The sequence below is a fragment of the Allobosea sp. GW821-FHT10B12 genome, assembly GCF_059415545.1.
Map to the genome: position 1 here is coordinate 253,543 of NZ_JBWKNL010000003.1, position 22,659 is coordinate 276,201.

The 22,659-nt window shown below is 65.8% G+C and carries 24 protein-coding genes; 12 read left to right on the forward strand and 12 right to left on the reverse strand.

The features are described 5' to 3' along the window. Positions 1 to 125: 125 nt before the first annotated feature. Positions 126 to 2,327 carry a glycoside hydrolase family 3 N-terminal domain-containing protein gene (locus AC07O0_RS11030; RefSeq protein WP_494622877.1) on the reverse strand — a complete coding sequence of 734 codons (2,202 nt, stop codon included), beginning with the start codon at positions 2,325 to 2,327 and terminating at the stop codon, positions 126 to 128. A gap of 199 nt (positions 2,328 to 2,526) precedes the next feature. Here AC07O0_RS11030 and AC07O0_RS11035 point away from each other — a divergent pair, with 199 nt between their 5' ends. Further along, positions 2,527 to 3,672 (forward strand): alpha-hydroxy acid oxidase, encoded by a 1,146-nt coding sequence (locus AC07O0_RS11035; RefSeq protein ID WP_494622879.1) that lies wholly within the window; start codon positions 2,527 to 2,529, stop codon positions 3,670 to 3,672. Between the two features lie 12 nt (positions 3,673 to 3,684). Here the strand turns inward: AC07O0_RS11035 and AC07O0_RS11040 are convergent, their stop codons facing one another. Together AC07O0_RS11040 and AC07O0_RS11045 are read right to left on the reverse strand one after the other, a co-directional pair. After that, positions 3,685 to 4,698 carry a DUF2891 domain-containing protein gene (locus AC07O0_RS11040; RefSeq protein ID WP_494622881.1) on the reverse strand — a complete coding sequence of 338 codons (1,014 nt, stop codon included), beginning with the start codon at positions 4,696 to 4,698 and terminating at the stop codon, positions 3,685 to 3,687. Continuing rightward, a complete protein-coding gene (locus AC07O0_RS11045; RefSeq protein ID WP_494622883.1) occupies positions 4,695 to 5,618 on the reverse strand; it encodes a hypothetical protein in 924 nt (307 codons plus the stop codon). Before AC07O0_RS11045 ends, AC07O0_RS11040 begins: the two co-directional genes overlap by 4 nt. A 90-nt stretch (positions 5,619 to 5,708) precedes the next feature. Between AC07O0_RS11045 and AC07O0_RS11050 the strand changes: the two genes are divergently transcribed. The 4 genes from AC07O0_RS11050 (at position 5,709) to AC07O0_RS11065 (ending at position 9,212) form a co-directional block, all read left to right on the forward strand. Continuing rightward, on the forward strand, positions 5,709 to 6,614 hold the full coding sequence (locus AC07O0_RS11050) for a LysR family transcriptional regulator (RefSeq protein WP_494622885.1): 906 nt from the start codon (positions 5,709 to 5,711) through the stop codon (positions 6,612 to 6,614). A gap of 86 nt (positions 6,615 to 6,700) precedes the next feature. Next, the gene (locus AC07O0_RS11055; protein WP_494622887.1) at positions 6,701 to 7,270 is read left to right on the forward strand and encodes a TetR/AcrR family transcriptional regulator; all 570 of its coding nucleotides are present in this window, start codon (positions 6,701 to 6,703) and stop codon (positions 7,268 to 7,270) included. An 83-nt stretch (positions 7,271 to 7,353) separates the two neighbouring features. Continuing rightward, the gene (locus AC07O0_RS11060; RefSeq protein WP_494622889.1) at positions 7,354 to 8,235 is read left to right on the forward strand and encodes an SDR family NAD(P)-dependent oxidoreductase; all 882 of its coding nucleotides are present in this window, start codon (positions 7,354 to 7,356) and stop codon (positions 8,233 to 8,235) included. Then, positions 8,232 to 9,212: an SDR family oxidoreductase gene (locus AC07O0_RS11065; RefSeq protein ID WP_494622891.1), complete on the forward strand. Its 981-nt coding sequence runs from the start codon at positions 8,232 to 8,234 to the stop codon at positions 9,210 to 9,212. Before AC07O0_RS11060 ends, AC07O0_RS11065 begins: the two co-directional genes overlap by 4 nt. A 66-nt stretch (positions 9,213 to 9,278) precedes the next feature. Here the strand turns inward: AC07O0_RS11065 and AC07O0_RS11070 are convergent, their stop codons facing one another. Next, a complete protein-coding gene (locus tag AC07O0_RS11070; RefSeq protein ID WP_494622893.1) occupies positions 9,279 to 10,310 on the reverse strand; it encodes a hypothetical protein in 1,032 nt (343 codons plus the stop codon). 175 nt (positions 10,311 to 10,485) lie between these two features. Between AC07O0_RS11070 and AC07O0_RS11075 the strand changes: the two genes are divergently transcribed. Continuing rightward, complete coding sequence (locus tag AC07O0_RS11075; protein ID WP_494622895.1) at positions 10,486 to 11,274, forward strand: hypothetical protein; 789 nt, start codon at positions 10,486 to 10,488, stop codon at positions 11,272 to 11,274. Positions 11,275 to 11,483: 209 nt separating this feature from the next. On the opposite strand, the gene ettA is transcribed toward AC07O0_RS11075, so the two are convergent. The 5 genes from ettA to AC07O0_RS11100 form a co-directional block, all read right to left on the reverse strand. Beyond that, positions 11,484 to 13,136 carry an energy-dependent translational throttle protein EttA gene (gene ettA / locus AC07O0_RS11080; RefSeq protein WP_494622897.1) on the reverse strand — a complete coding sequence of 551 codons (1,653 nt, stop codon included), beginning with the start codon at positions 13,134 to 13,136 and terminating at the stop codon, positions 11,484 to 11,486. A gap of 208 nt (positions 13,137 to 13,344) precedes the next feature. Then, positions 13,345 to 13,605, reverse strand: a complete 261-nt coding sequence (locus tag AC07O0_RS11085) for a hypothetical protein (RefSeq protein ID WP_494622899.1) — start codon at positions 13,603 to 13,605, stop codon at positions 13,345 to 13,347. Positions 13,606 to 13,666: 61 nt separating this feature from the next. After that, positions 13,667 to 14,098: a helix-turn-helix domain-containing protein gene (locus AC07O0_RS11090; RefSeq protein ID WP_494622901.1), complete on the reverse strand. Its 432-nt coding sequence runs from the start codon at positions 14,096 to 14,098 to the stop codon at positions 13,667 to 13,669. A gap of 121 nt (positions 14,099 to 14,219) precedes the next feature. Beyond that, on the reverse strand, positions 14,220 to 14,447 hold the full coding sequence (locus AC07O0_RS11095; RefSeq protein ID WP_494622903.1) for a hypothetical protein: 228 nt from the start codon (positions 14,445 to 14,447) through the stop codon (positions 14,220 to 14,222). Then, positions 14,444 to 15,643, reverse strand: a complete 1,200-nt coding sequence (locus AC07O0_RS11100; RefSeq protein WP_494622905.1) for a GNAT family N-acetyltransferase — start codon at positions 15,641 to 15,643, stop codon at positions 14,444 to 14,446. The genes AC07O0_RS11095 and AC07O0_RS11100 overlap by 4 nt, the downstream gene beginning before the upstream one ends. Before the next feature lie 130 nt (positions 15,644 to 15,773). Between AC07O0_RS11100 and AC07O0_RS11105 the strand changes: the two genes are divergently transcribed. The 3 genes from AC07O0_RS11105 to AC07O0_RS11115 all read left to right on the forward strand — a co-directional run bounded on the left by AC07O0_RS11105 (position 15,774) and on the right by AC07O0_RS11115 (position 18,160). After that, on the forward strand, positions 15,774 to 16,817 hold the full coding sequence (locus tag AC07O0_RS11105) for a LysR family transcriptional regulator (protein ID WP_454024511.1): 1,044 nt from the start codon (positions 15,774 to 15,776) through the stop codon (positions 16,815 to 16,817). Between the two features lie 55 nt (positions 16,818 to 16,872). After that, complete coding sequence (locus AC07O0_RS11110; RefSeq protein ID WP_494622907.1) at positions 16,873 to 17,085, forward strand: hypothetical protein; 213 nt, start codon at positions 16,873 to 16,875, stop codon at positions 17,083 to 17,085. 250 nt (positions 17,086 to 17,335) lie between these two features. Next, complete coding sequence (locus AC07O0_RS11115; RefSeq protein ID WP_494622909.1) at positions 17,336 to 18,160, forward strand: MBL fold metallo-hydrolase; 825 nt, start codon at positions 17,336 to 17,338, stop codon at positions 18,158 to 18,160. 12 nt (positions 18,161 to 18,172) lie between these two features. Here the strand turns inward: AC07O0_RS11115 and AC07O0_RS11120 are convergent, their stop codons facing one another. Continuing rightward, complete coding sequence (locus tag AC07O0_RS11120) at positions 18,173 to 18,913, reverse strand: SDR family NAD(P)-dependent oxidoreductase (protein WP_494622911.1); 741 nt, start codon at positions 18,911 to 18,913, stop codon at positions 18,173 to 18,175. 157 nt (positions 18,914 to 19,070) lie between these two features. Here AC07O0_RS11120 and AC07O0_RS11125 point away from each other — a divergent pair, with 157 nt between their 5' ends. Together AC07O0_RS11125 and AC07O0_RS11130 are read left to right on the forward strand one after the other, a co-directional pair. Further along, the gene (locus AC07O0_RS11125; RefSeq protein WP_494622913.1) at positions 19,071 to 19,649 is read left to right on the forward strand and encodes a TetR/AcrR family transcriptional regulator; all 579 of its coding nucleotides are present in this window, start codon (positions 19,071 to 19,073) and stop codon (positions 19,647 to 19,649) included. 82 nt (positions 19,650 to 19,731) lie between these two features. Then, complete coding sequence (locus AC07O0_RS11130; protein ID WP_494622915.1) at positions 19,732 to 20,055, forward strand: hypothetical protein; 324 nt, start codon at positions 19,732 to 19,734, stop codon at positions 20,053 to 20,055. Positions 20,056 to 20,062: 7 nt separating this feature from the next. On the opposite strand, the gene AC07O0_RS11135 is transcribed toward AC07O0_RS11130, so the two are convergent. Continuing rightward, the gene (locus AC07O0_RS11135; protein WP_494622917.1) at positions 20,063 to 20,947 is read right to left on the reverse strand and encodes an AraC family transcriptional regulator; all 885 of its coding nucleotides are present in this window, start codon (positions 20,945 to 20,947) and stop codon (positions 20,063 to 20,065) included. On the opposite strand from AC07O0_RS11135, the gene AC07O0_RS11140 reads away from it, so the two are divergent. Beyond that, the gene (locus AC07O0_RS11140) at positions 20,946 to 21,356 is read left to right on the forward strand and encodes a DUF2000 family protein (RefSeq protein WP_494622919.1); all 411 of its coding nucleotides are present in this window, start codon (positions 20,946 to 20,948) and stop codon (positions 21,354 to 21,356) included. The genes AC07O0_RS11135 and AC07O0_RS11140 overlap by 2 nt on opposite strands. 234 nt (positions 21,357 to 21,590) lie before the next feature. On the opposite strand, the gene AC07O0_RS11145 is transcribed toward AC07O0_RS11140, so the two are convergent. Continuing rightward, positions 21,591 to 22,601 (reverse strand): aldo/keto reductase, encoded by a 1,011-nt coding sequence (locus AC07O0_RS11145; RefSeq protein ID WP_494622921.1) that lies wholly within the window; start codon positions 22,599 to 22,601, stop codon positions 21,591 to 21,593. Between the last annotated feature and the right edge of the window lie 58 nt (positions 22,602 to 22,659).

A 22,659-nucleotide genomic window follows, 5' to 3' on the forward strand; every position in this document is an offset into this window, starting at 1 on the left:
TTGGAGCATCCGTGGTCGCAACGGAGCCCCTCGGCAACAACGTCGAAAAGGCCCCGCGCAGCAAGGATTGACCGAAAACGCAAGCTTGTCGAGATGAAACCGCTGGCAGTTGCCGTTACGTCCGCTCAAGGCTTGGTTAGCTCGAATTGTGCCTTTACCGATGCGAGCGAAGAACCGCCAAGATAAACCTCAATGATACCTGGATCGAGCTGGTAGCGGCCGACATCGTCATGGCCGCCGAGCGCCCGGCCTTCCAGCCGGAATTTGACTGTCTTCGTCTCGCCGGCCTTCAGCGTGATTTTCTCGAAGCCCTTGAGCAGGCGCAGCGGCCGTGACCGCTCCGCCACGGGCTGGCGGATATAAAGCTGTACCACCTCCTGGCCGTCGCGATCCCCCTGATTGGTCACGTCGACGGCGACCTCGGTCGCGCCGTTGAACGGCACCCGGGCGTTCGTCACGCGCGGATTGGCGTAGGCGAAGCGGCTATAGGACAGGCCGAAGCCGAACGGGTAGAGCGCCTCGTTGGCCTCGTCCATGTAGATCGATTCATAGCGCTGGCGGATCTTCTGCGGCCGCCCCGTCGGCAGCTGGTCGTAATAGACCGGGATCTGGCCGACAGAACGCGGGAAGCTCATCGGCGTCCTGCCCGCCGGGTTGACCTTGCCGGCCAGGACCTCGGCGATGGCGGCGCGCCCCTCGGTGCCGCCATGGAAGGTCTGCACGATCGCGGCGACATGCTTGTCGGCCCAGCTCAGGACGAGCGGCCGGCCCGTCGCCAGCACCAGCACCACCGGCTTGCCGGTGGCGACCAGCGCCTCGAGCAGTTCCTGCTGGACGCCGGGCAGGCGAAGGTCAGTACGCGAGGCGCCCTCGCCCATGAACTCGCAGTCCTCACCGAGCATGGTGACGACGAGATCGGCCGCGGCGGCCGCCTTCAGCGCAGCGTCCTTGTCCTTGAACTCGGTCCCGCAATTCTTGGCGAAGGCCGGCTCATAGGTGACCGTGACGTCGGCCGGCAGCTGCTCGCGCAGCGCCTCCGGCAATGGTTGGACGACGCGGCGGCCGAGCCCGGCCGGATCGGTCCAGACCCGCTCATCCTCCGGCACCGCCATCGCACCGATCACCGCGACCGACTTGACCGAAGCTGCGATCGGCAGCGTCTGCCTGTCGTTCCTGAGCAGGATCACGCCCTCGCGCGCCGCCTGGCGGGCGATCTTGCGAGCCTCCTCGGTCTGCATCAGCGACGGCGCGGCAGCGACATCGACATCCTGTCGCTCGAACAGGCCGAGATGGTACTTGACCCTGAGCACGCGCCGGACGGCCTCATCGAGCGCCTTCACCGGCACGCGGCCGGCCTTCACCTCGCCCGCGAGGTGCTTGTGGTAGACATCGCCCATCATGTCCATATCGATGCCGGCGAGCAGCGCCTTGCGCGCGGCTTCGGCGTCGTCCTTGGCGATGCCGTGCAGGCGCAGTTCGGTGATCGAGCCGAAATCCGAGGTGACGAAGCCGCGGAAGCCCCATTGCCCGCGCAGGAGATCGGTCAGCATGCCGCGATGGGCGGTGGCCGGCATGCCGTTCAGCGCATTGAACGCCGCCATCGCCGTCATCGCGCCGGTGTCGAAGGCGGCCTTGAACGGCGGCAGGAACAGGTCGTGCAGCTGGCTGGTCGGAATCCAGGTCGAGTTGTAGTCGCGCCCGCCCTCGGCAGCGCCGTAACCGACGAAGTGCTTCACGCTCGCCGCGACGCCGCCGCGCTGATAGCCGCGCGTGCGCGCCACCGCGATCGCGCTGGCGAGATAGGCGTCCTCGCCGGCACCTTCCAGCACCCGGCCCCAGCGCGGATCGCGCGAGATGTCGACCATCGGCGCGAAGGTCCAGTTGACGCCGGCGGCGCGCGCCTCGCGCCCGGTCCAATAGGCCGCCTGCTCGATCAATTGCGGGTTCCAGCTCGAAGCCTGGCCGAGCGGCAGCGGGAAATAGGTCGAGAAGCCATGGACGGCGTCGAGGCCGATGATCAGGGGGATCTTGAGACGCGACTGGCGCACCGCCTCCTGCACCTGCCGGACCTCCTGCGGCACGACGAAGTTCATCACCGCGCCCATGCGGCCGGCCTTGACCTGATTGACGTCGAAGCCCTCGCCGCGCCCGGAGAGGTGCAGCTGGCCGACCTTCTCCTCGAGCGTCATCCTGCCGATCAGCGCCGTGATCTTGCGCTCGATCTCGACAGCCTCGCGCCCCTTCTTCCAGCCGACCTCCTGCTGTTGAGCAGAGGCAAGGGTCGCAAGGCCGCAGAACAGGAATGCAGCAACGAGCCGCAGAAGCATGGAAAGGTCTCGCTGAAGCATAAGGTGGGAAGGCCGCCCTACAGGATCGGGCCGCCCGGCTCAACCGCTGCCATCGCCGCATCGCGATGAACAAGGCCTGAAGCGGGATCGACATGTCGGGGCGTATCGCCCTCCCCGGTTGCCTCCCGTCTCGTTCCATGCGACCGGGGACGCGGAGAAAATGCGGGATTTGGCGACCATGGCCCAGCCTTTGACCATCGAAGATCTGCGTCTGCTGGCGAAGCGCCGCGTCCCGCGCATGTTCTACGACTACGCCGATTCCGGCGCCTGGACCGAGGGCACCTACCGCGCCAACGAGAACGATTTCGCCGGCATCAAGCTGCGCCAGCGCGTCGCCGTCGACATGACCAACCGCACCCTGGCGACGACCATGATCGGCCAGGACGTCTCGATGCCGGTCGCGATCGCACCGACAGGCCTGACCGGCATGCAGCACGCCGACGGCGAAATCCTCGCTGCGAAGGCGGCCGCCAAGGCTGGCATCCCGTTCACGCTCTCGACCATGAGCATCTGCTCGATCGAGGACATCGCCGAGAACACCGACAAGCCGTTCTGGTTCCAGCTCTATGTGATGCGCGACCGCGACTTCATCGGGCGCCTGATCGACCGCGCCAAGGCGGCCGGCTGCTCCGCCCTGATGCTGACGCTCGACCTGCAGATCCTCGGCCAGCGCCACAAGGACATCCGCAACGGCCTCTCCGCGCCGCCGAAGCCGACGCTCGCCAATCTGATCGATCTCGCCTTCAAGCCGCGCTGGTGCATGGGCATGCTCGGCACCAGGCGCCGGAGCTTCGGCAACATCGTCGGCCACGCGAAGGGCGTCGGCGACCTCTCCTCGCTCTCCTCCTGGACCGCCGAGCAGTTCGACCCGACGCTGAGCTGGGACGACGTCAAGTGGATCAAGGACCGCTGGGGCGGCAAGCTGATCCTGAAGGGCGTCCTCGACGCCGAGGACGCGGAGCTCGCAGCGCAGAGCGGCGCCGACGCGCTGATCGTCTCCAACCATGGCGGACGCCAGCTCGACGGCGCCGTCTCCTCGATCGCCGCACTGCCCGGTATCGTCGAGCAGGTCGGCGGACGCATGGAGGTCTGGATGGATGGCGGCATCCGCTCCGGCCAGGACGTTCTGAAGGCGGTGGCGCTCGGCGCCCGCGGCGTGCTGATCGGCCGCGCCTTCCTCTATGGGCTCGGCGCCATGGGCGAAGAGGGCGTCAAGCTCGCCCTCGACATCATCCGCAAGGAGATGGACATCACCATGGCCCTCTGCGGCAAGCGCGACATCCACGATGTCGACGCCAACATCCTGGTCAAGGGCAAGGCCTGAAGCCTCCGGCGCTCAGGGCTCCTCTTCCAAGGCGAGAACGGCGAAGCTCGCGAGCCAATGCTCGCCCATATAGTCGCCGGCGATATGCGGAATTCCCGCGGCGAGATGCTCGGCCGCGGCCGTCTTCGCCACCGCCCGGCGGGCATCGCCTTCCGGCAGCGCGCCGGCCAGCGCCCGCCAGCACCAGGCCCGGCTGAGGTTCAGCCCGTCGAGATGCGCGATCTTGCCGTCGCTGCGGTCCGTGACGGTCGCGGGCCGGAACAGCGTCGCCGGCTCCCGGCGCTCCAGCCTCGGCAGGAAACGGTCGAACCAGGGCAGGAACGCTTCCGGCGCCAGCAGGCGGCGCATGCATTCGGCCTCGATCAGGGCCGAGGACTGAAAATCGTCGCCGCTCGGCTCGCCCCAGGCCGGACAATCGACATCATCGCCATACCAGCGCAGGGCCGTGTCGCGCAGCAGGGCGGCGAAGTCACCGTCCGCCGTGGCGGTGGCGTAGTCCGCCGCCATGCGCAGGCCGAAGGCGGTGTTGAAATGCGTCCCGACCCGCACCGGATAGGTCGCGAGCGGCAGGAAATCGCGGAAGCGCTGCGCGAAGACCTCGGCCAGCGGGGCGCAGTTCTCAGACCAGCGCTTGTCGTCGAGCAGGCTCAATTCCGCCGCCAGTTTCAGCAGCCAGCCCCAGCCATAGGGGCGCTTGAAGCCGCGCGCGGTCGGCGCGGCGAGATAGGCGCATTCGACCGCGACCTTCTCGGGCGTGAGCTGCGCGTCGAACAAAGCGCGGATATCGGCGGCCGCCTCGAACCCGGGATAGCGTCGCAGCAGCCGCGCCAGCATCCAGTAGCTGTGGACGCAGGAATGCCAGTCATAGCTGCCATAGAAGATCGGGTGCAGCTCGCGCGGGGTCAGCGCATCCTGCGGCCCCGCCAGCGTATGATCCGGCTTGTTGGGATATTCGCGCCCGACATGCCCGAGCGCGATGCGGGCGAAACGGAGCGCGAGCTCTTCCGTCAAACGGGCAGCGGTCATGATGGCTTCCTTGCTCTGGCGTAGGTGATGATCATGTCGATCAGGCGCGGGGTGAGATAGATCGGCAATTGCGTCGCCGCAAAGAACAGCGCCATGCGCGGCGAGGCGGCGGCGCCGAGCGCCGACCAGACCAGCCCGACATTGCGGTTGCCGAGGATGAGGCCGACGGTCAATCGCTCGGCGAGCGACCCCGGCAGCAGGACAGCGCCGGCCCCCTGCAAGCCGAGATTGCAGGCGAAGGCGAGCGCGAGGCAGAGCAGCGCGCCTTGCCAATCCGTTTCGATCTGCGCGCGTACGCCCGCCATGGTGGCGATCACGAAAACGAGCAGCGCCGCGACCACGATCCTGTCGACCGCTTCGCCATGACTGCGCAGTTGCGCCCCCGCAAAGCGCCGCAGCAGCAGAGCGACGCCCTCCGCGCCGCCGACCAGCAGGGCCAGACGCAAGGCGAGATCGAAGGCGCTGAGCCCAATCCCGCCGAACCAGCCGGCCAGGAGCGGCACGGTGAGCGGGGCGAGCGCCATGCACAGCAGCGTCACGGCGAGCGGAACGGTGCCATCGAGCCCGAGCATCCGCGCCACCGCCGCCGTGCCGCTCGATGGCGGCGCCGCGCTCGCCAGCACGAGGGCGAGGGCGAGTTCGGCGCCGAAGCCGAGATGGTGGGCGAGCAGACCGATCAGGACCGGGCAAGCGGCCATAACAATGACGGGGAGTAGCAGCGAGAGCGCCGGACGGCCGAGCACGGCGATGACGGCCTTTCCATCGGTCCGCAGCAGCGTGCCGAGCACGATGATAAAGATCATCGCCGGCATCGACGGCCGGACCAGCTCAGCCAGCGCCGGAAAGGCCAGGCCGACGAGGACGCCGAGCGCCAGGATCGTCGGCCCGCGCGGCACGAGGCGCGACAGGGATGCTCGCATGCGCCTCGTCCGGTCGTTTCAAGCAAGCCTCTTTCAGCAGTTCAAGTGCCATTGTGGAAATCGATTTTTACTATCGCTACTATTGCTCAGATGAATTTAGCTGCCGTCGACCTCAACCTCCTCGTCGCCTTCGAGGCGCTGCTGGAGGAGCGCAACGTCACCCGCGCCGGCCAGCGCATCGGCCTGGCGCAGCCCTCGATGAGCAGCGCGCTGACGCGTCTGCGCGCTTTGTTCGGCGACGAGCTCTTTATCCGCACCGCCGCGGGCATGCAGCCGACCGCCAGGGCGCTGGCACTGGCCCGGCCGATCGGCGAGGCGCTCGCCCAGATCAGGCAGACGCTCGCGCCGGACATCGCCTTCGATCCCGCGACCGCGCGCCGCCGTCTGACCATCGCTGTCACCGACTATGGCGACCTCGTCGTCGTGCCGGCGCTGGTCGCCCTGTTGCGGCGTGAGGCACCCGGCATCGATCTCGTCGTCAGGCCGATCGGCGATGCCGCCGCCAGCCTCGCCGCGCTCGAGCGCGGCGATGTCGAGGCGCTGATCGGCGGCCATCTCCCGGACTCAGCACGCATCGTCAGGCACAGGCTGTTCGAGGAGGATTTCGTCTGTATTCGCGACAAGGCGCACGCCACGCCGCTGACGGCCGACGAGTACCTCCGGCTGCCACATGCGCTGTTCTCCTCCGCCGGCGGCGACGGCTCGCCCGGCGTGGTCGACGCCATCCTTGCCATGGCGGGCCGCAGGCGCCGGGTCGCGGTCACGCTCGCCCATGTCGTCGCCGTGCCGTTCGCCGTCGCCGGCACGGACCTCGTCGCGACCATGGCGCGGCGCGTCGCCGGGCGCTTCGCCGCGATCGCCGGCGTCGCGCTCATGCCCCTGCCCTATGACGCCCCGCCCTTCGCGATCGACCTGCTGCATAGCCGCCGCGCTATGGCGGACCCCGCCCTGTCCTGGTTCCTGACCGCGATCGAGCGCGTCGGACGCTCGCTTTGAAAATCGAGCGCGGGCGGCCTTGACTCCCGGGCCCGCCGCATCCAGATAAATGAGCAATCACTCACTCATTCAGATTTGACCCGTTCATGGCCCGCCCCCTCAGCGAAGCGAAACGCGAAGCGATCCTGGCTGCCGCCTGCAAGCTGGTTGCCGACCATGGCACCGGCGCGCCGACCGCCAAGATCGCCAGAGAGGCCAAACTCGCCGAAGGCACGCTCTTCACCTATTTCGCCACCAAGGACGAGCTCCTCAACCAGCTCTATCTCGAGCTGAAGACCGACTTCGCCAAGCTCACCGTGCCCTCCTATCCGAGCCATGGCAGCGTGCGCGACCGCTTCGAGCACTTCTGGAACGGCTTCATCGACTGGGGCGCGAAATATCCCGCCAAGCGCAAGGCGCTGCGCCAACTCGCCGTCTCCGACCGGATCACCCAGGAAACCCGCAGCAAGTCCGCGGTCGCCTTCGCCGAGGTCAGCGCCCTGTTCGAGCAGGGCCACCGCGACGGCGTGCTGAAGGACCAGCCGCAGAGCTTCATCGGCACCGTCCTCGACGCTTTGGGCACGATGACGCTCGACCTGATCGCGCAGGAGCCGAACCAGCACGAGCACTACAGGAAGACCGGCTTCACCGTCTTCTGGGACGGCATTTCCGCCTGACACCCGCCGAGGAAGGAGCGCTTGGGCCCTTTTGACTGATTTAAATGAGCAAGTACTCACTCACAATATCGAGAGGACATCTCATGACCAAGACCTGGCTGATCACCGGCGCCTCCCGCGGCCTTGGCCGCTCGATCGCTGAAGCCGCCCTCGCCGCCGGCGACAATGTCGTCGCGACGGCGCGCGATCCTGCCCGCCTCGCCGATCTCGAGGCCCGCTACCCCGACACGCTGCTCTCCTTCGCTCTCGACGTCACCGACATGGCAGCCGCGCAGATGGCCGTGACCGTCGCGGTCGACACCTTCGGCCGGCTCGACGTGCTCGTGAACAATGCCGGATACGGCCACGCCGTCGCCTTCGAGCAGACCAGCGAGGCGAGCTTCCGCGCCCAGATCGAGACCAATTTCTATGGCGTCGTGAACCTCACACGCGCCGCGTTGCCGGTGCTGCGGGCCCAGCGCGCCGGTCACATCATCAACATCTCCTCGGTCGGCGGGCGCACCAGCACGCCCGGCCTCAGCGCCTACCAGTCGGCGAAATGGGCGGTCGGCGGTTTCACCGAGGTGATCGCCAGGGAGGTCGCACCGTTCGGCGTCAGCATCGTCTGCGTCGAGCCCGGCGGCATGCGCACCGGCTGGGGCGAGATCGCCCGCGGCAATGCTCCGGCCGTGATGCCGGACTACCAGCCCAGCGTCGGCGCCGTGCTCGACCTGCTGAGGACTTACGTCGGCAACGAGATCGGCGATCCCGAACGCATCGCCCAGATCGTCCTCGACCTCAGCCGGCGCGAGACCCTGCCGGCCCATCTCGTCCTCGGCAGCGACGCGCTCTTCGTCCTCGCCCAGGCCGAGGCCGAGCGACAGAGGCAGGCGGCGGAATGGGCGGAAGTCAGCCGGTCCTCGGATTTCGTCGGGACCGACCTCGCGGCCTTACAGAAATTGCTGGGTGGGGAGGCTAGGGCGTGACCTGGACTGCGAAAGACATCCCGTCCCAGCAAGGCCGGCGCGTCGTCATCACCGGCGCGACCGGCGGCCTCGGCTACGAGACCGCCCTGGCACTCGCGGCAGCCGGCGCCAATGTACTGCTGACCGGACGCAACCCCGCCAAGGGCACGGACGCGCTGAAGCGCATCCGTGCCGCCGTGCCGGACGCCGCGATCTCCTATGACGATCTCGACCTCGCCGATCTCGCTGCGGTCGAGGCCTTCACCAGCAGGCTCGCCGACAGCTGGGACGCGGTCGACCTGCTCGTCAACAATGCCGGCGTGATGACGCCGCCGACCCGGCACGAAACCCGCGACGGCTTCGAATTGCAGTTCGGCACCAACTATCTCGGCCATTTCGCGCTGACCGGCCGGCTGCTGCCATTGCTGCGCAAGGGGGAGCGAACCCGCGTCGTCAATCTCAGCAGCGGCGCGCACCGGCTGCTGGCAGCGATCCATTTCGACGACCTGCAATGGCAGGGCAGCTACAAGCCCTGGCGGGCCTATGCGCAGTCCAAGCTCGCCAACATCCTGTTCGCCTTCGAATTGCAACGGCGGAGCGACGCCCTCGGCTGGGGCCTGATGAGCAACGCCGCCCACCCCGGCTACGCCGTCACCGATCTGCAGACCAGCGGCCCGCGATTGGGGCGCGGCGGCAGGCCTGCCATCGCCGAGCGCTTCTCGGCCCTGCTCGCGCCGTTCATGTCGCAATCGGCCGCGGCCGGCGCGCTGCCGACCCTGTTCGCCGCGACCGCACCCGATGCGAAGCCCGCCGGCTATTACGGGCCGCAGCAGATGTTCGAGCTGAAGGGTCCGGTCGGCGAGGCGAGGATCGGGCGGGAGGCACAGGACGTCGCCGTCGCCGCCCGGCTCTGGCGGGTCTCGGAAGAACTCACCGGGGTGAGCTGGCCGGGCGGCGGCTCTGCGCTTCCGGAACGTGAGACGGCACTGACGATCTGAGGCCCGACCCGCCGCGTCGGAATGCAGCCGGCGCGGCAATCTCGTCATCTGCCGGCAGAACAAGGACTAGATCGAAGCCTGCTCCGAAACAGCTCGCTTCATGATGAATTCCGCGCGCTCGCGGACAGCTAGAGACCGATCCGCCAGCAGTTTCGATGCGTAGTCGGTGGCCTCAGGCCGTCCCTTGAAAAAGCGGATAACGCCGTCCAACCCGACACGGCGGACAACAGCGGATCGGTCATCAACGGCTTTGGCTATGAGCCGAGCGCGATCATGCGCGACCGTCAAAGCGCGCTCCGCATAGACGATCTCGCGTTTCCGCTCGCCCATGGATTTGTCCACCCAGCGCCAGCCGTATCCGGATGGCCAGGACGCGTTGCCGTCGATCAGGAAAGCGAAGGCCGTCGCGCGCAGCGAGGGCTGGACAGCCTCGAAGGCCACGCGCATCAAGTGCGGATCAAGCGCCGGGCTTCGTAGGGCAAAGCGAAGCGTCCTCGCACCCGAGCCGTTCGTCTGCGCAATGAGCAACTCTGCCAGGGCTTCGGCGACATCCGCCCGAGAGAGAGCCTGATCGAGCAGCTCGCGCTCGCCGTCCCACCTGCTCCAACTATTGCTACGGACCAGAAGGGCCTCCGCCGACCGGGCGACAATATCCGGGCTTGTCTGTGGAAAGCAGCGAAGCGCGCACGCCACGGCAGCTTCGCGCACAGGCTCCGCCCAATCGTTCAGTCGATACGCAACCGCTGCGAACAGGAAAGGAGACGAAAGTCCGCCAGCGAAATGCTTAAGCGCCAGTTCGCGCAACCGCCCATCACGATGGAACAGGAAAAGGCCGGCAAGCTCGGGCCTCTTGAGCAGTTGTTCCTGGTCGGTAGGAGCACGCTGCAGCGGTTGGACAAAAGGCTCCAGATGCAGGCGATGAAAGAGCCCGGCGCCATCCGCGATCGCGCCGGCGGCATGCACGACCTCTCCAGCTGGCAGCTCGTCCAACAGCCTGATGACTTCGTCGAGTTCGGCTCCTACCCATTGCCCAGCCTCGCGTTTGGCGCGCACCAGTGCGAGTGCGCTCTGAAGCGTGTTGCTGATTGGCGAAGACATATGACGGGCCGAGACTTAACGCGCTCGGTGCTGCCCGGCGCCTCCACTCGCATACTGGGCGGCAAGCACGCTGCAAGTCAAAGCAGCAATGAGACGGACCGCTTCAACCGGAGCTTGTCGTGGAGCGCTGCAGATGCTGTCTTGCTCGGCAGCGCAGTGACGACGATGGGTCAACATGGCAAAACCTCTATCATTCCCAGAGCTCGTAGACGCGACAGCGCAGCAGCAACGCGCTGCGGGCCAAGCCAGGCAGAACCCGGTTGCTGATGCCGAAAAACCGAAGGAAGCAATTTTGGATGCACTGAGTGTGGTTGACGACGCCATCGCGACCGACGGCTACGTTTTCCTGCGTTCAGGACCGCGCTTCACCCGAAAGTGTAATGACTTCACTTTTGTGATCAGCGTCCATTCTGACCATAACAATGTCGCAGGACAAAGAGCTGCGATCTCGGCCTATGCCCTCGTATATTCCAAGGCACTAGCCGCTTGGCGAAAGAAGCACTCCAGCAGCTGGATTCACTTGAATACCACTCCCCTGTTCACCTCTCAGCTTGGGTATTTGTGCAAGCCGCCCGGTTGGATGGAGTGGGATTTCGCTAATAAAGCAGAACGCAGCGCAATCGTAGATGACTTCACTGCTACAATTCGGGCTGGCGCCTTCCCGCTTTTTTCGATCTTCGAAGGACCGGTCGAAGGTTTCGCAGCCACTGAGGGTAACAACCAAGCGCCGCCCGAGGCCCTCCTAAGCTACCTTCTCGCGACCAGGCATGTGGAACTCGCAGAGAAGACACTCAGCCGCCATTTGGACAGGAAAGCTGAGTTCAGGGCACAGTTCGAAAAGCTCTTTCACCAATTTTCAGAGCGGGGGCTTCCACCCTATCGAGCGTCAGATGCTCATAACCTTGCAGCATTTGCCGTTGCGACTGGGTACCCTTGGCACACCGCCGGTTCTACCACTCGTTGATAACGCGCTGAGATGGGTAGAGCGGACCGAAATGGCGCGACCTATCGCATGGCAAGTCGCGAAGAGCGCCACAAGCAGGGCCTCAAACCTCCACTTTCGATCCGTTTCCGGCGTTCACATCGCGTCGCCCGCCCAATCCCATCACCCCATAGAAAAAGCCCGCGCCCCGTTTCCGGAGCGCGGGCTTTTTTGAATCCTGCGCCAGTCTCTTAGCGCGTGAACTTCTTGTACTGGATGCGCTTCGGAATGGTGCTGTCGATGCCCAGCCGGCGCTGCTTGTCTTCCTCGTAATCCTGGAAATTGCCCTCGAACCATTCGACATGGCTGTCGCCCTCGAAGGCGAGGATGTGGGTCGCGATGCGGTCGAGGAACCAGCGATCGTGGCTGATGATCACGGCGCAGCCGGCATAATCCTCCAGCGCCTCTTCGAGCGCCCGCAGCGTGTCGACGTCGAGATCGTTGGTCGGCTCGTCGAGCAGGAGGACGTTGGCGCCCGACTTCAGCATCTTGGCGAGGTGGACGCGGTTGCGTTCACCGCCTGAGAGCGAGCCGACCTTCTTCTGCTGGTCGCCGCCCTTGAAGTTGAAGGCCGAGCAATAAGCCCTTGAATTGATTTCTTTCTTGCCGAGATAGATGATGTCGTTTCCGCCGGAGATCTCCTCCCAGACATTCTTCTTGTCGTCGAGCGAGTCGCGGCTCTGGTCGACATAGCCGAGCTGGACGCTCTCGCCGATCTTGATCGTGCCGGCATCGGGCTTCTCGACTCCGGTGATCATCTTGAACAGCGTGGTCTTGCCGGCGCCGTTGGGGCCGATCACCCCGACGATGCCGCCCGGCGGCAGCTTGAAGGAGAGCCCGTCGATCAGGAGCTTGTCCTGGAAGCCCTTCGACAGGCCCTCGAAATCGACGACGTTGTTGCCGAGCCGCTCGGCGATCGGGATGATGATCTGGGCGGTGTCCGGCCCCTTGTTCGAGGCCTTCTGCACCAGCTCGTCATAGCGCTGGATGCGGGCCTTGCTCTTGGCCTGGCGCGCCTTCGGCGAGGCGGCCATCCACTCGGCCTCGCGCTCCAGGGTCTTCTGGCGCGAGACGTCCTCGCGACCTTCCTGGGCGAGGCGCTTCTGCTTCTGCACCGACCAGGCCGAGTAGTTGCCTTCGTACGGGATGCCCTGGCCGCGATCGAGCTCGAGGATCCAGCTGGTGACGTTGTCGAGGAAGTAGCGATCGTGGGTGACGATCAGGATCGCACCCGGATAGGTCCTGAGGTGCCCTTCGAGCCAGGCGGTGGTCTCGGCGTCGAGATGGTTGGTCGGCTCGTCGAGCAGCAGCAGCTCGGGCTGCTCGAGCAGCAGCTTGCAGAGCGCGACGCGGCGGCGCTCGCCGCCCGAGAGCTTGCCGACCGCCCAGTCGTCCGGCGGGCAGCGCAGCGCGTCCATCGCCTGGTCGACCTTGGAATCGAGATCCCACAGGCCCTTGGCCTCGATCTCGTCCTGGAGATTGGTCATCTCGTCGGCGGTCTCGTCCGAATAGTTCATGGCGAGCTCGTTGTAGCGATCGAGGATCGCCTTCTGCGGGCCGACGCCGAGCATGATGTTGTCGCGGACGTTGAGGTTCTCGTCGAGCTTGGGCTCCTGCGGCAGATAGCCGACGCGTGCGCCCTCGGCGACCCAGGCCTCGCCGGTCCACTCCTTGTCGAAGCCGGCCATGATCTTGAGCAGGGTCGACTTGCCGGCGCCGTTGACACCGAGCACGCCGATCTTGGCGTCCGGATAGAAGCTGAGGTGGATGTCCTTCAGGACCTGCTTGCCGCCCGGATAGGTCTTCGACAGGCCGCGCATATGGTAGATGAACTGACGAGACATGGGGCGTGCGGGCTCCGCTTGCGACTGGCGTTCGGGCTTTGGGGAAATCTGGCCGCTAGATAGGCGACGAGGCCGCGGAAGGCAACGGCTGGCCGCGACCCGCTACAGCTGCCCTGGCTCGAAAATGACGGCCGGGGGGCTCGGCACGCGATATCTCTGGCAGGCTGAAATCCTTCATCCGGCTGCTTGCTCGCCCGAGCAATCGACATCACCTCTGGCAAGCTCGCCAATGCGTGGCGGCCGGGTGCCTGGTCGGTAGCCCGTCCGCGCTGGTGACATCTTCCTCTTGCCACCAGTAGCTGCCGACACCGTTTTCCGTCAGCTGACTGGCGCCGACAATGACTCGCTGGAGCACGGGCGCAGTGCGGATCTCCCGCCAGGGGCTGTGCGCGGCAGCCATGAAGGCCTCCGCGCCGTCGATGAAATAGTGCTGATCATGATTTGCACGCGCGTCGTCTGCGCTCGACATGGCAAGCTCCCCTCGTGGTAGATCGTGTGGTGCGATCTGGCCGACGAGGGACCGGCGCGACCTAAAGGTCCTCGGCTCCGGAAATCTCGTCTTTTTGACCTTCTTCGGCCAGGACCTCTGCCAGATCGACAAGTCGGCGGCGGACGAGTTGGTCCTTGATCTTCGCGAACGCCTTGTTCAGCTGAACGCCTTGCGACGTCATCGTGAATTCAAGGACTGCCTCGGGGTTCGTATTCCTGGTCGGCTCCAGGGCTTTCGTCGACTGGGACATGCCATGGAAGAAGAAAGCGACATCGGTCTTCAGCAGATCGGCGATTTGCTGGAGACGGCTGGCGCTGATCCGATTGGACCCCTTTTCGTACTTCTGAATCTGCTGGAAGGTTACCCCCAGGGCAGAGCCAAGCCGTTCCTGGCTGATGCCAGCAAGCATCCGCTGCATTCGCACGCGACTGCCGACATGGCAGTCAATCGGGTTCGGATTCTTCTTGCTCATTGGCAGCTCCCCGCTCCACTGAACAGGAACTTTGCGGCTCCGTCTACCGCGCAGGAAGCATCGACAGTAGACAGGCAGGAGAGGCTCTGAACAGATCGGTCCAGAGCCTCCCCCTCCCCCCTCACGACTGCAGGCGAACGACCACCCCATCGTCGATCGCCCGCAGCAGCGACAGCTCGTGCAAGGCAAGGCCGAGATACATGGCCAGGGACGGGCTGAGCTTGCGCGCCTGCGGCAGGAGATAGGCGACCATCGTCGTGATGGCTGCGAGTTCCTCCTCCTGCGTCGGCTCCCGCTCGATCGCGATCAGGCTGTTGGACATATCGCGTTCGGCAACAGGATCGCTCATTGGTTTTCTCCCCAGGTCTCGTAGGCGCCGGGGCGGTCCCATTGCCCCTCGCGGCGGACGAGGACGAGCCCCCCGGAATCTGGGGTCAGCCGCTCAACCGGCGGATCGGTCACCAGGTCGATCTCGTGGTAGACCTCGTCGGTGACGTGCGTCAGCCCTTCATCGGAGCGCTGCGTGAAGCCGAGATGCTTCCACAGCTTGATGTAGGGGTAGGACGCCTGGCCATAGAACCGGCTGTAGCCCTTCATCTGCGCGAAGGCGATGGCAGCACGTGCCAGCTTGAAGGCCAGGCCGCCGCGGTGCTGCGGGATGACCGCGAGCCGCTCGAGCTTCACGAAGTCCGCGAAGTAGCGGATCCGGATGCAGCCGGCCGGCTCGTCGCCGACATAGCCGATCAGATGCGTGGCCGAGAGGTCGTTGCCGTCCATGTCGTCATAGACCGGCAGCATCCGCTCGCCGACATAGGCTGCGCCGCGGATCGAAGCCGCAACCATCAGCTCATGAACCGTGTGCGCCACCTTGATGCCGAGCTTCTTCGGATCGGGCGGGTTCGGCACATAGCTGTCATAGATCGGCCGGTCCGCCGCGGGATCCGGCGGCACCAGCGTCATCATGTTGGGGTTGACCCAATGCTTGTGGCTCGCGCCCTGCTTGAAGCCGGAGCTCAGAAACAGGCTGTGCGCGGTCGGCGTCGCCGCGATGCAGTACATCGGCAGGCCGCGCAGCCGCACCGAGGTGAAGCGGTCCATCACCAGCGACAGGCCGCCGAGAATGTTCGGCTGGGCGTAGACCAGCCAGTGATAGATCGCCGCTGGCCGCTCGTGCTGCCGGCAAATGTAGCGAAGATCCGGATTGCCGCGATCCAGCCTGCCATCGAACAAGGCGTCGTGACCATCCGCATTAAGAGGCAGGTGGCACCAGAAGCCCAGTGAATCATTGCCGGGTTTCTCTCGCCAAGCGCCGCGATTGAAGGCAACAATAGCTTCCGGATTGTAGCGAAACACCTTCATGACGACATCGATGGGTGCCAGCTTCATAATATATGAAGTAGCATTTTCGAGAAGATGAGTGATTATTTCCTCGGTTGGAGTATAGCAGATTACCCCCTTGCCATATTTCTCCGAGTTTAACCCGAGAAGATTTCTCACCTTGCGATGAGATACCTTCTTCCCAACTGGCACAGTGTGAATGCCCATGGCCCGCGCCCCCAAGTTGAGTGAGAGGAATTCTCACGAACACTCAGACAGTACCAGCGATTCAGAGGCTCGGCTGCATCGGAAAACGACGCAGGTGCACTCAGAAATGACACAGTCTAAGCTCGCGCCCATGGCAGCGCTGGACTGGGATGACGTCCGGATCTTCCTGGTGCTGGCCGAAGTGCGCAGCTACCGGGAGGCCGGGCGCATCCTCGAGCGAGGCGTCCACAATCTGCGGCTGCGGTTCGAGGCGTTCGAGCAAACGCTGGGACGCGCCCTCTTCGTCCGGACCCATAACGGCCTGGTGTTGACGCCCGAAGGTGCGGCGCTGCGCGAACAGGCGGAGGTCATGTACAACGGCGCCCGCCGCCTCGCGGCCTCGGTGGCCAATGCGAAGGATCAGCGCCGCGGGGTGCGGATCGGCTGCACGGAAGGTCTCGGCTCGTTCTGGATCGTGCCGCGGCTGCTGGAGCTGGTTGAGAAAGAGAAGGACATTACAGTCTACCTCAACTGCGAGGTCGCCCAGCAGGACGTTGCCAACCTTGCGGTGGACTTTTCCATTCAGTTCGAGCGGCCAAGCAATCCGGATCTGGTCGTGGTTCGGCTGTGTTGGCTGCATGTCGTGCTCTTCGCCAGCCAGGAATATGTGCGAAAGAACGGCAAGCCCATGAGCAAAGCCGAGATCGACAATTTCAACGTGCTGGAGATTTCCGGCGCGCAGATCTGGAGCCACGCCTTGCGCCTGGATGAGCACACCAGGCCGAAGGACGAGTTCGTGCGCTTCGGCACCAACACCGCCTCGGCCCAACTGATCGGCGTGAAGCGTGGTGGCGGCCTGACCGCCATTCCGACCTATAGCGAGACGATCACGACCGGTCTCGTGCACGTAGCCGAGGACTGGCTGTTGACCCGGGATGTCTGGCTCGTCTGCAACCGCCAGGTGATGGATCAGCCGCAGGTGCGCAAATGCATCACCTACATCCGCGACGTCTTCAATCCGGCGCGCTTCCCCTGGTTCCGAAAGGACTATATCCCGCCGGCGGAAATCCGCCGCTTCATCGAGGAGCACGAGCTCCAGGCGCTGTTCGAAGGCTACTCGGATTACAGCGACTTACCGGCCGACCCTGCTTACGAGCTTCCGAGCGATCCGGTCTTTGACGCCGAGGTGGCGTAGCGTCAGCAATTTTGCCATAACAACCTCCGGCTGAATTTGCCTGGCCGAGGCACGCATGACAGAGCGCGATCCACTGACCGTCGTTGCCGAAGAGCTCCCCAAGCTGGCGGATTCGGTGAAGAAACTGAAACACCCGGTGTTGGAACTGCTGCTTGACCGGGCAGAGGCGGAACTGACCACCCTGGCGGGATCTCGCCACGATCAGGCATGCCTAGGTGCACGCCAGGATGCCTCGCAGCAGCCGCAAGAGCCAGGAACGACAAGCTGACCTGGACCGCAGAGGTGCGATTCAAGTTGCCGATCTTGCAAATGGCCGCCTCGCTTGGGCAGGCACCGCCCTCTGTCGAATGCGGAGCCGTTTGGGTTCGGCCAGGCGCTTGCTTTTCGTAGCCCGTCGTCCGCCGCTACTCGTTCAACCGCTATCACTAGCCCGCCCACGAATTCGCGAGCGGGCGCCACGAGGGCTGGCCCCGCTCTTGCGAGCGGCTAAGCTTCGGCGTGGCAGCGGAGGAAACGCAATGGCGGACTTCGGTATCAAGGCGGGCTGGCGGGCGCTCCTCGGCATGTTCGCTCTCTCCGCACCTGCCTTGCTCTCGCCCTTCCCCGCCCTCGCCCAGGCCAACGAGCCTGGCTGCCGGCCGGAAATGGCGAGCTATCGCTTGCCGATCCAGCGCGTGAACCTCGGCAAGGACGAGGTCCGGCTGACCTTCGTCGGCCACGCCACCTTCCTGATCGAGACGCCGGGCGGGGTGAAGGCGGCGACCGACTACAACGACTATGTCCGCCCGCCGGTGACGCCCGACATCGCCACGATGAACAAGGCGCATTCGACCCATAATTCACGCTCGCCCGATCCGGCCATCAAGCAGGTCCTGCCGGGTTGGGACCCCTCCGGCAGAGGCGCCGCTCGTCACGACGTCACGATGGGCGACATGCGCGTGCGCAATGTCCCGACCAATATCCGCTCCTATGGCGGCGACACCGACTATGACGGCAACTCGATGTTCGTCTTCGAGATCGGCGAGCTCTGCATCGCCCATCTCGGCCATCTCCACCACCCGCTCGAACCCGGCCATTTGCGCGCGCTCGGGCGGGTCGACATCGTGCTCTTCCCGGTCGACGGCAGCTATACGCTCGACCAGGAAGGCATGCTGGAGGTGCTGAAAGCCGTGCAGGCCAGGGTGATGATCCCCATGCACTTCTTCGGTGGCGGCACACTCAACCGCTTCCTCGGCCGCTCGCAGGACCTCTGGCCGGTCGAGCGCCGTGACCGGCCGCAGATCGTGCTGTCGAAAGCGAGCCTGCCGGCCAAGCCGACGATCATCGTCCTGCCCGGGCACTAAACGCGTTGGCGCTCAGGTGTTCACCCCGCCATCGATCGCGATCCCCGCGCCGGTAATGAAGCGCCCTTCCTCGCTGGCGAGATAGGCAATCAGGCCGGCGATGTCCTCGGCCTTGCCATAACGCGGGATCGCCATGCGCTGGCGCTGCGCCTCGGCATGGTCACCATCGGCCGGGTTCATGTCGGTATCGGTCGAGCCGGGATGGACGACGTTGACGGTGATGCCGCGTGGCCCGAGATCGCGAGCGAGGCCCTTGGTGAAGCCGATCAGCGCCGCCTTGCTCATCGCATAGAGCGCGATCCCGGGCTCCATCACACGCTCGGCCAGGCACGAGCCGGTGGTGATGATCCGCCCGCCATCCGGCAGGTGCTTTGCGGCCGCCTGCGAGGCGACGATCACCGCCCGGACATTGACCGCGATGACTTGGTCGATCTCGCCGATGTCCCAGCTGCCGACCTCGCCATAATGCCAGATGCCGGCATTGTTCACGAGGATGTCGAGCCCGCCGAGCTCGGCCACCGCCTTGTCGACAGCCGCCGTGAGCGCCGCCGGATCGGCACTGTCGGCCTGCAGCACGACAGCCTTGCGGCCAAGCGCCCGGATTTGCGCCGCCACAGCCTCGGCCTTGTCGCCGGCGCGCTCATAGGTCAACGCTACATCCGCGCCGTCCTGCGCCAGCCGGAGGGCCGTCGCTGCGCCGATGCCGCGGCTGCCGCCGGTTACCAGGGCCGTCTTGCCTGCCAGTTTCGTCATGGGTCACCAAATCTGTAATGATTGATACATATATCGATGACTCGCTTGCCCCGAGGCGTCAAGCGATTTATTTACCGGTCGATACAGAAAGGTGATGACCATGGCCGAACGAGGCCGCCCTCGCGCTTTCGACCGGGGAAAAGCCCTCCACCGGGCTATGCTGCTGTTCTGGGAGAAGGGCTATCAGGGCACCTCGATGAGCGAGCTCACCGCGGCGATGGGCATCAACGCGCCCAGTCTCTACGCCTGCTTCGGCAGCAAGGAGGCGCTCTATCGCGAGACGATGGCGCTCTACGACGACTACGAAGGCGGTGGCTTCGGCACCGCGCTCGCTGCTGCTCCGGATGCGCGCACGGCGATCGAGACCTATCTGATGGGGTCGGCCAGGCTCTTCACCCGCCCCGGCAAGCCAGCGGGCTGCATGGTCGTGCTCTCCGTCATCCAGGCTGCCGGAGTGAGCGAGGAGGCCGCCTGCGAACTGCGCGACGCCCGCGCCGAGATGCAAGCTCTGCTGGAGGCCCGCTTGCGGGCCGAGGCCGCGAAAGGCGCGCTTCCTGCGTCGTGCGACATCTCAGCCATCGCGTCCTTCTACATCACGGTGCAACAGGGCATGTCGATCCGCGCGCGTGACGGGGCGACCCGCACCGAGCTCGAAGCCGTGGCGCAAGGGGCGATGATGGCCTGGGATGGGTTGGCCAGGGCCCGGGCCACCGCACAGCCTTCGCTATCCGCTTAACCCCTCGCTCAGCCTGATCCGAGGTCTTGCTGGGCAGTCCGGGCCCGCTGCGGCACACTCATGCCGCGCAATGGAGCCTGGTATGATCCGTCCCCTCGCCATCGCCGCCCTCGCTATCGCCCTGCTGCCGACGAGCGCCGAAGCCGCCAAATTCCGCTTCGGCGGCAGCCGTTCGCAAACGACGCATACGAGCCAGGGCCACCGCGACGGCTCCCATGTCGTGGTCACGCCGACGCTGCGCGCCCGCCAGACGGACGGCGCAGCCGCAAACCAGCCCCTGCGCATCGCAGCTCCCACCGCGCTCGCGGCCACCGAGACAGCCGAGTTGCGCGGTTCACAGCCAGCGGAGTCGCGCATCTGGTGCCGCTCACAAATCGTCGTCGGCGGCTTCTGCGTGGTGAATTGAGCCGCGCTCAGGCGGCTTCCGGCACACCACCAACCTGCATCGCCCGCCAGCGTCCGGGAGACTGGCCATAGGCGCGCCGGAAGTGCCGGGTCATATGGCTCTGATCGGCGAAACCGCTCGCTGCGGACGCTTCGGCCAAGGCTTCGCCCTGGCGGATCAGCAGCCTTGCCCGCTCCAGCCGGCGCATCACCAGGTAATGATGCGGGCTGGTTCCGTAGCGGCGGCGGAACTGCCGCGCCAGCGCATAGCGATCGAGCCCGGTGATTGCCTCCAGCATGCTGGAATCGATCGCCTCGTCGCGGCTTTCGCTCAGGAAATCGCGCGCCTGCTCGCAGGCCCGCATCGCCTGTGTCTCGGCGCCGGTGAGGGCACAGGATGGATCGAGCTTGAGCAGCGCCTCGGCCAGCGCCCCGACCGCCGCGTCGCGTTCCAGCGGCTCCAGCCCGTGCTCGACATCGCCGAGCAGGCCGACCAGCGCCCGCATCAGACTGCCGTCGCGGCAGACGGCATTGCCGATGAACGGGATCGCGCCGGCGCGCCCGGCCAGCGCCGCCATGATCAGCCCGGGCTCGACATAGGCCATGCGATAGCGAAAGCCGCTCTCGATCCCGGCCCGGCCGTTATGCAATTCGTCCGGATGCAGCACGATCAGGTCGCCCGGCGTCGAATCCCGCTGCGCGCCGCGATAGTCGAAGCTCTGCACCCCGCTGATCGTGTAGCCGATCGCATAGGTGTCGTGCCGATGCGTATCGTAGGCATGGCCGCTGAAAAAGGCCTCGATCCGCTCGATGCCCTCCCCGTCCGGCGCGGTCCGGATCCAGTCGCCGGGCGAGGCGAGCGCGCACGAACGTTCAAGACCGGCCGGCTCGGCGGGCTCTATCGCTGTCGTCATGCGCTTCGACACCAAGATTGCCATCATCGTCCATGAAGAGCTCGCCGCCTGGCAGAAGCTCAACGTCACCGCCTTCCTATCGGGCGGGCTGGTCGCCGCCGCGCCGGAACTCGGCGGCCAAGCTTACCGCGACGGCTCAGGCAAGGTCTACGGTCCGCTGGTGCGCCAGCCGATCCTGGTCTTCGCCGCGACCTCCGCCGACCTCACCCGCATCCTGCGCCGGGCCGGGGAAGCGGGCCTGACGCCCTCGCTCTATACCAGGGAGCTGTTCGCGACCGGTCATGACGAGGCCAATCGCGCCGCGGTCGCAGCCGTCGCGACCGAGGCGCTCGACCTGGTCGGCATAGCGCTGCATGGCGAGCGCAAGGCCGTCGACAAGGCGATCAAGGGGCTGAAGCTGCATCCGTAGAGCGGCGGCAGTCCCCTCTCCCCTTGCGGGAGAGGGTTAGGGTGAGGGGTCTCGCCGACCTCTCCGTCATGCTCGCCCTTGTGGCGAGCATCCACGTCTTGAGCACCGCATTGCCCGAAGGAAGACGTGGATGGTCGGGACAAGCCCGACCATGACGCGGAAAGGTCGCCCGACCCCTCATCCGGCCCTTCGGGCCACCTTCTCCCGCAAGGGGAGAAGGGAAGGACGACGGGCTCACCCCGTCCGCGCCACCCTTCCCTCCAGCGGATAGGCCGGATCGCTGTAGCCCGGCGTCGAGGGGTGTCCCGCCGGCACCAGTGAATCGACCAGCGCCTCGTCCTCGGCGGTGAAATCGGCCGACAGGGCCGAGAGATAGCCCTGCCATTGCTCCATGGTGCGCGGGCCCGCCACCGCCGCGGTCAAGAGCTTGTTGTTGAGCACCCAGCGGACCGCGAACTGAACGGGCGTGAGGCCCCGCGCCGCGGCATGGTCGCGGATCGTCCGGGCGATCACCAGCGATTCCTCGCGCCATTCGGTCTGCATCAGGCGCTTGTCGGCGCGCCCGGCCCGCGTGCCTTCCGGCGGCGCCTGGCCAGGCTCGTATTTCGCCGTCAGCACGCCGCGCGCCAGCGGCGAATAGCTGGCGACGCCGAGCCCGTAATAGCCGCAGGCCGGCAGATGCTCGACCTCGGGCATGCGGTTCATCGCGTTGTAATAGGGCTGGCTGACCACCGGCCGGTCGATGCCGAGCTCGTCGCAGAGCCGGCAGATCTCGGCGATGCGCCAGCCGCGATAGTTCGAGACGCCGAAATAGCGGACCTTGCCGGCCCGCACGAGGTCGCCGATCGCCCGGATCGTCTCGGCGAGCGGCGTCCCGTGGTCTTCCTTGTGCAGGTAGTAGATGTCGATGAAATCGGTGCCGAGTCGCTTCAGGCTGGCATCGCAGGCGTCGAACAGCCATTTGCGCGAGAGCCCGCGCTGGTTCGGCCCCTCGCCCATCGCATTCGCCGCCTTGGTCGCCAGCACCCAGCCCTGGCGGTTGCCGGCGATGGCCCGGCCGGTGATCTCCTCCGAGCGTCCCTCGGCATAGACATCCGCCGTATCGATGAAGTTGATGCCGGAGGCGGCGGCGCTGTCGATGATCGCCCGCGCATCGGCTTCTTCGGTCTGCGCCCCGAACATCATCGTGCCCAGGCAGAGCGGCGAGACCTTGAGGCCGGAGCGGCCAAGCGCGCGATAATCCATGACGATCTCTCCTGAGCAGGCGGGCAAACCTGCCGCAGAGCCGTGCCCCGCACCAGCG

What these genes read in the sequence shown, in the direction of transcription:
- AC07O0_RS11030 (WP_494622877.1), bottom strand. Translation starts at nt 2,327, where the DNA reads ATGCTTCTGCGGCTCGTTGCTGCATTCCTGTTCTGCGGCCTTGCGACC.
- AC07O0_RS11035 (WP_494622879.1), top strand. Translation starts at nt 2,527, where the DNA reads ATGGCCCAGCCTTTGACCATCGAAGATCTGCGTCTGCTGGCGAAGCGC.
- AC07O0_RS11040 (WP_494622881.1), bottom strand. Translation starts at nt 4,698, where the DNA reads ATGACCGCTGCCCGTTTGACGGAAGAGCTCGCGCTCCGTTTCGCCCGC.
- AC07O0_RS11045 (WP_494622883.1), bottom strand. Translation starts at nt 5,618, where the DNA reads ATGCGAGCATCCCTGTCGCGCCTCGTGCCGCGCGGGCCGACGATCCTG.
- AC07O0_RS11050 (WP_494622885.1), top strand. Translation starts at nt 5,709, where the DNA reads ATGAATTTAGCTGCCGTCGACCTCAACCTCCTCGTCGCCTTCGAGGCG.
- AC07O0_RS11055 (WP_494622887.1), top strand. Translation starts at nt 6,701, where the DNA reads ATGGCCCGCCCCCTCAGCGAAGCGAAACGCGAAGCGATCCTGGCTGCC.
- AC07O0_RS11060 (WP_494622889.1), top strand. Translation starts at nt 7,354, where the DNA reads ATGACCAAGACCTGGCTGATCACCGGCGCCTCCCGCGGCCTTGGCCGC.
- AC07O0_RS11070 (WP_494622893.1), bottom strand. Translation starts at nt 10,310, where the DNA reads ATGTCTTCGCCAATCAGCAACACGCTTCAGAGCGCACTCGCACTGGTG.
- AC07O0_RS11075 (WP_494622895.1), top strand. Translation starts at nt 10,486, where the DNA reads ATGGCAAAACCTCTATCATTCCCAGAGCTCGTAGACGCGACAGCGCAG.
- ettA (WP_494622897.1), bottom strand. Translation starts at nt 13,136, where the DNA reads ATGTCTCGTCAGTTCATCTACCATATGCGCGGCCTGTCGAAGACCTAT.
- AC07O0_RS11085 (WP_494622899.1), bottom strand. Translation starts at nt 13,605, where the DNA reads ATGTCGAGCGCAGACGACGCGCGTGCAAATCATGATCAGCACTATTTC.
- AC07O0_RS11090 (WP_494622901.1), bottom strand. Translation starts at nt 14,098, where the DNA reads ATGAGCAAGAAGAATCCGAACCCGATTGACTGCCATGTCGGCAGTCGC.
- AC07O0_RS11095 (WP_494622903.1), bottom strand. Translation starts at nt 14,447, where the DNA reads ATGAGCGATCCTGTTGCCGAACGCGATATGTCCAACAGCCTGATCGCG.
- AC07O0_RS11100 (WP_494622905.1), bottom strand. Translation starts at nt 15,643, where the DNA reads ATGGGCATTCACACTGTGCCAGTTGGGAAGAAGGTATCTCATCGCAAG.
- AC07O0_RS11105 (WP_454024511.1), top strand. Translation starts at nt 15,774, where the DNA reads ATGGCAGCGCTGGACTGGGATGACGTCCGGATCTTCCTGGTGCTGGCC.
- AC07O0_RS11110 (WP_494622907.1), top strand. Translation starts at nt 16,873, where the DNA reads ATGACAGAGCGCGATCCACTGACCGTCGTTGCCGAAGAGCTCCCCAAG.
- AC07O0_RS11115 (WP_494622909.1), top strand. Translation starts at nt 17,336, where the DNA reads ATGGCGGACTTCGGTATCAAGGCGGGCTGGCGGGCGCTCCTCGGCATG.
- AC07O0_RS11120 (WP_494622911.1), bottom strand. Translation starts at nt 18,913, where the DNA reads ATGACGAAACTGGCAGGCAAGACGGCCCTGGTAACCGGCGGCAGCCGC.
- AC07O0_RS11125 (WP_494622913.1), top strand. Translation starts at nt 19,071, where the DNA reads ATGCTGCTGTTCTGGGAGAAGGGCTATCAGGGCACCTCGATGAGCGAG.
- AC07O0_RS11130 (WP_494622915.1), top strand. Translation starts at nt 19,732, where the DNA reads ATGATCCGTCCCCTCGCCATCGCCGCCCTCGCTATCGCCCTGCTGCCG.
- AC07O0_RS11140 (WP_494622919.1), top strand. Translation starts at nt 20,946, where the DNA reads ATGCGCTTCGACACCAAGATTGCCATCATCGTCCATGAAGAGCTCGCC.
- AC07O0_RS11135 (WP_494622917.1), bottom strand. Translation starts at nt 20,947, where the DNA reads ATGACGACAGCGATAGAGCCCGCCGAGCCGGCCGGTCTTGAACGTTCG.
- AC07O0_RS11145 (WP_494622921.1), bottom strand. Translation starts at nt 22,601, where the DNA reads ATGGATTATCGCGCGCTTGGCCGCTCCGGCCTCAAGGTCTCGCCGCTC.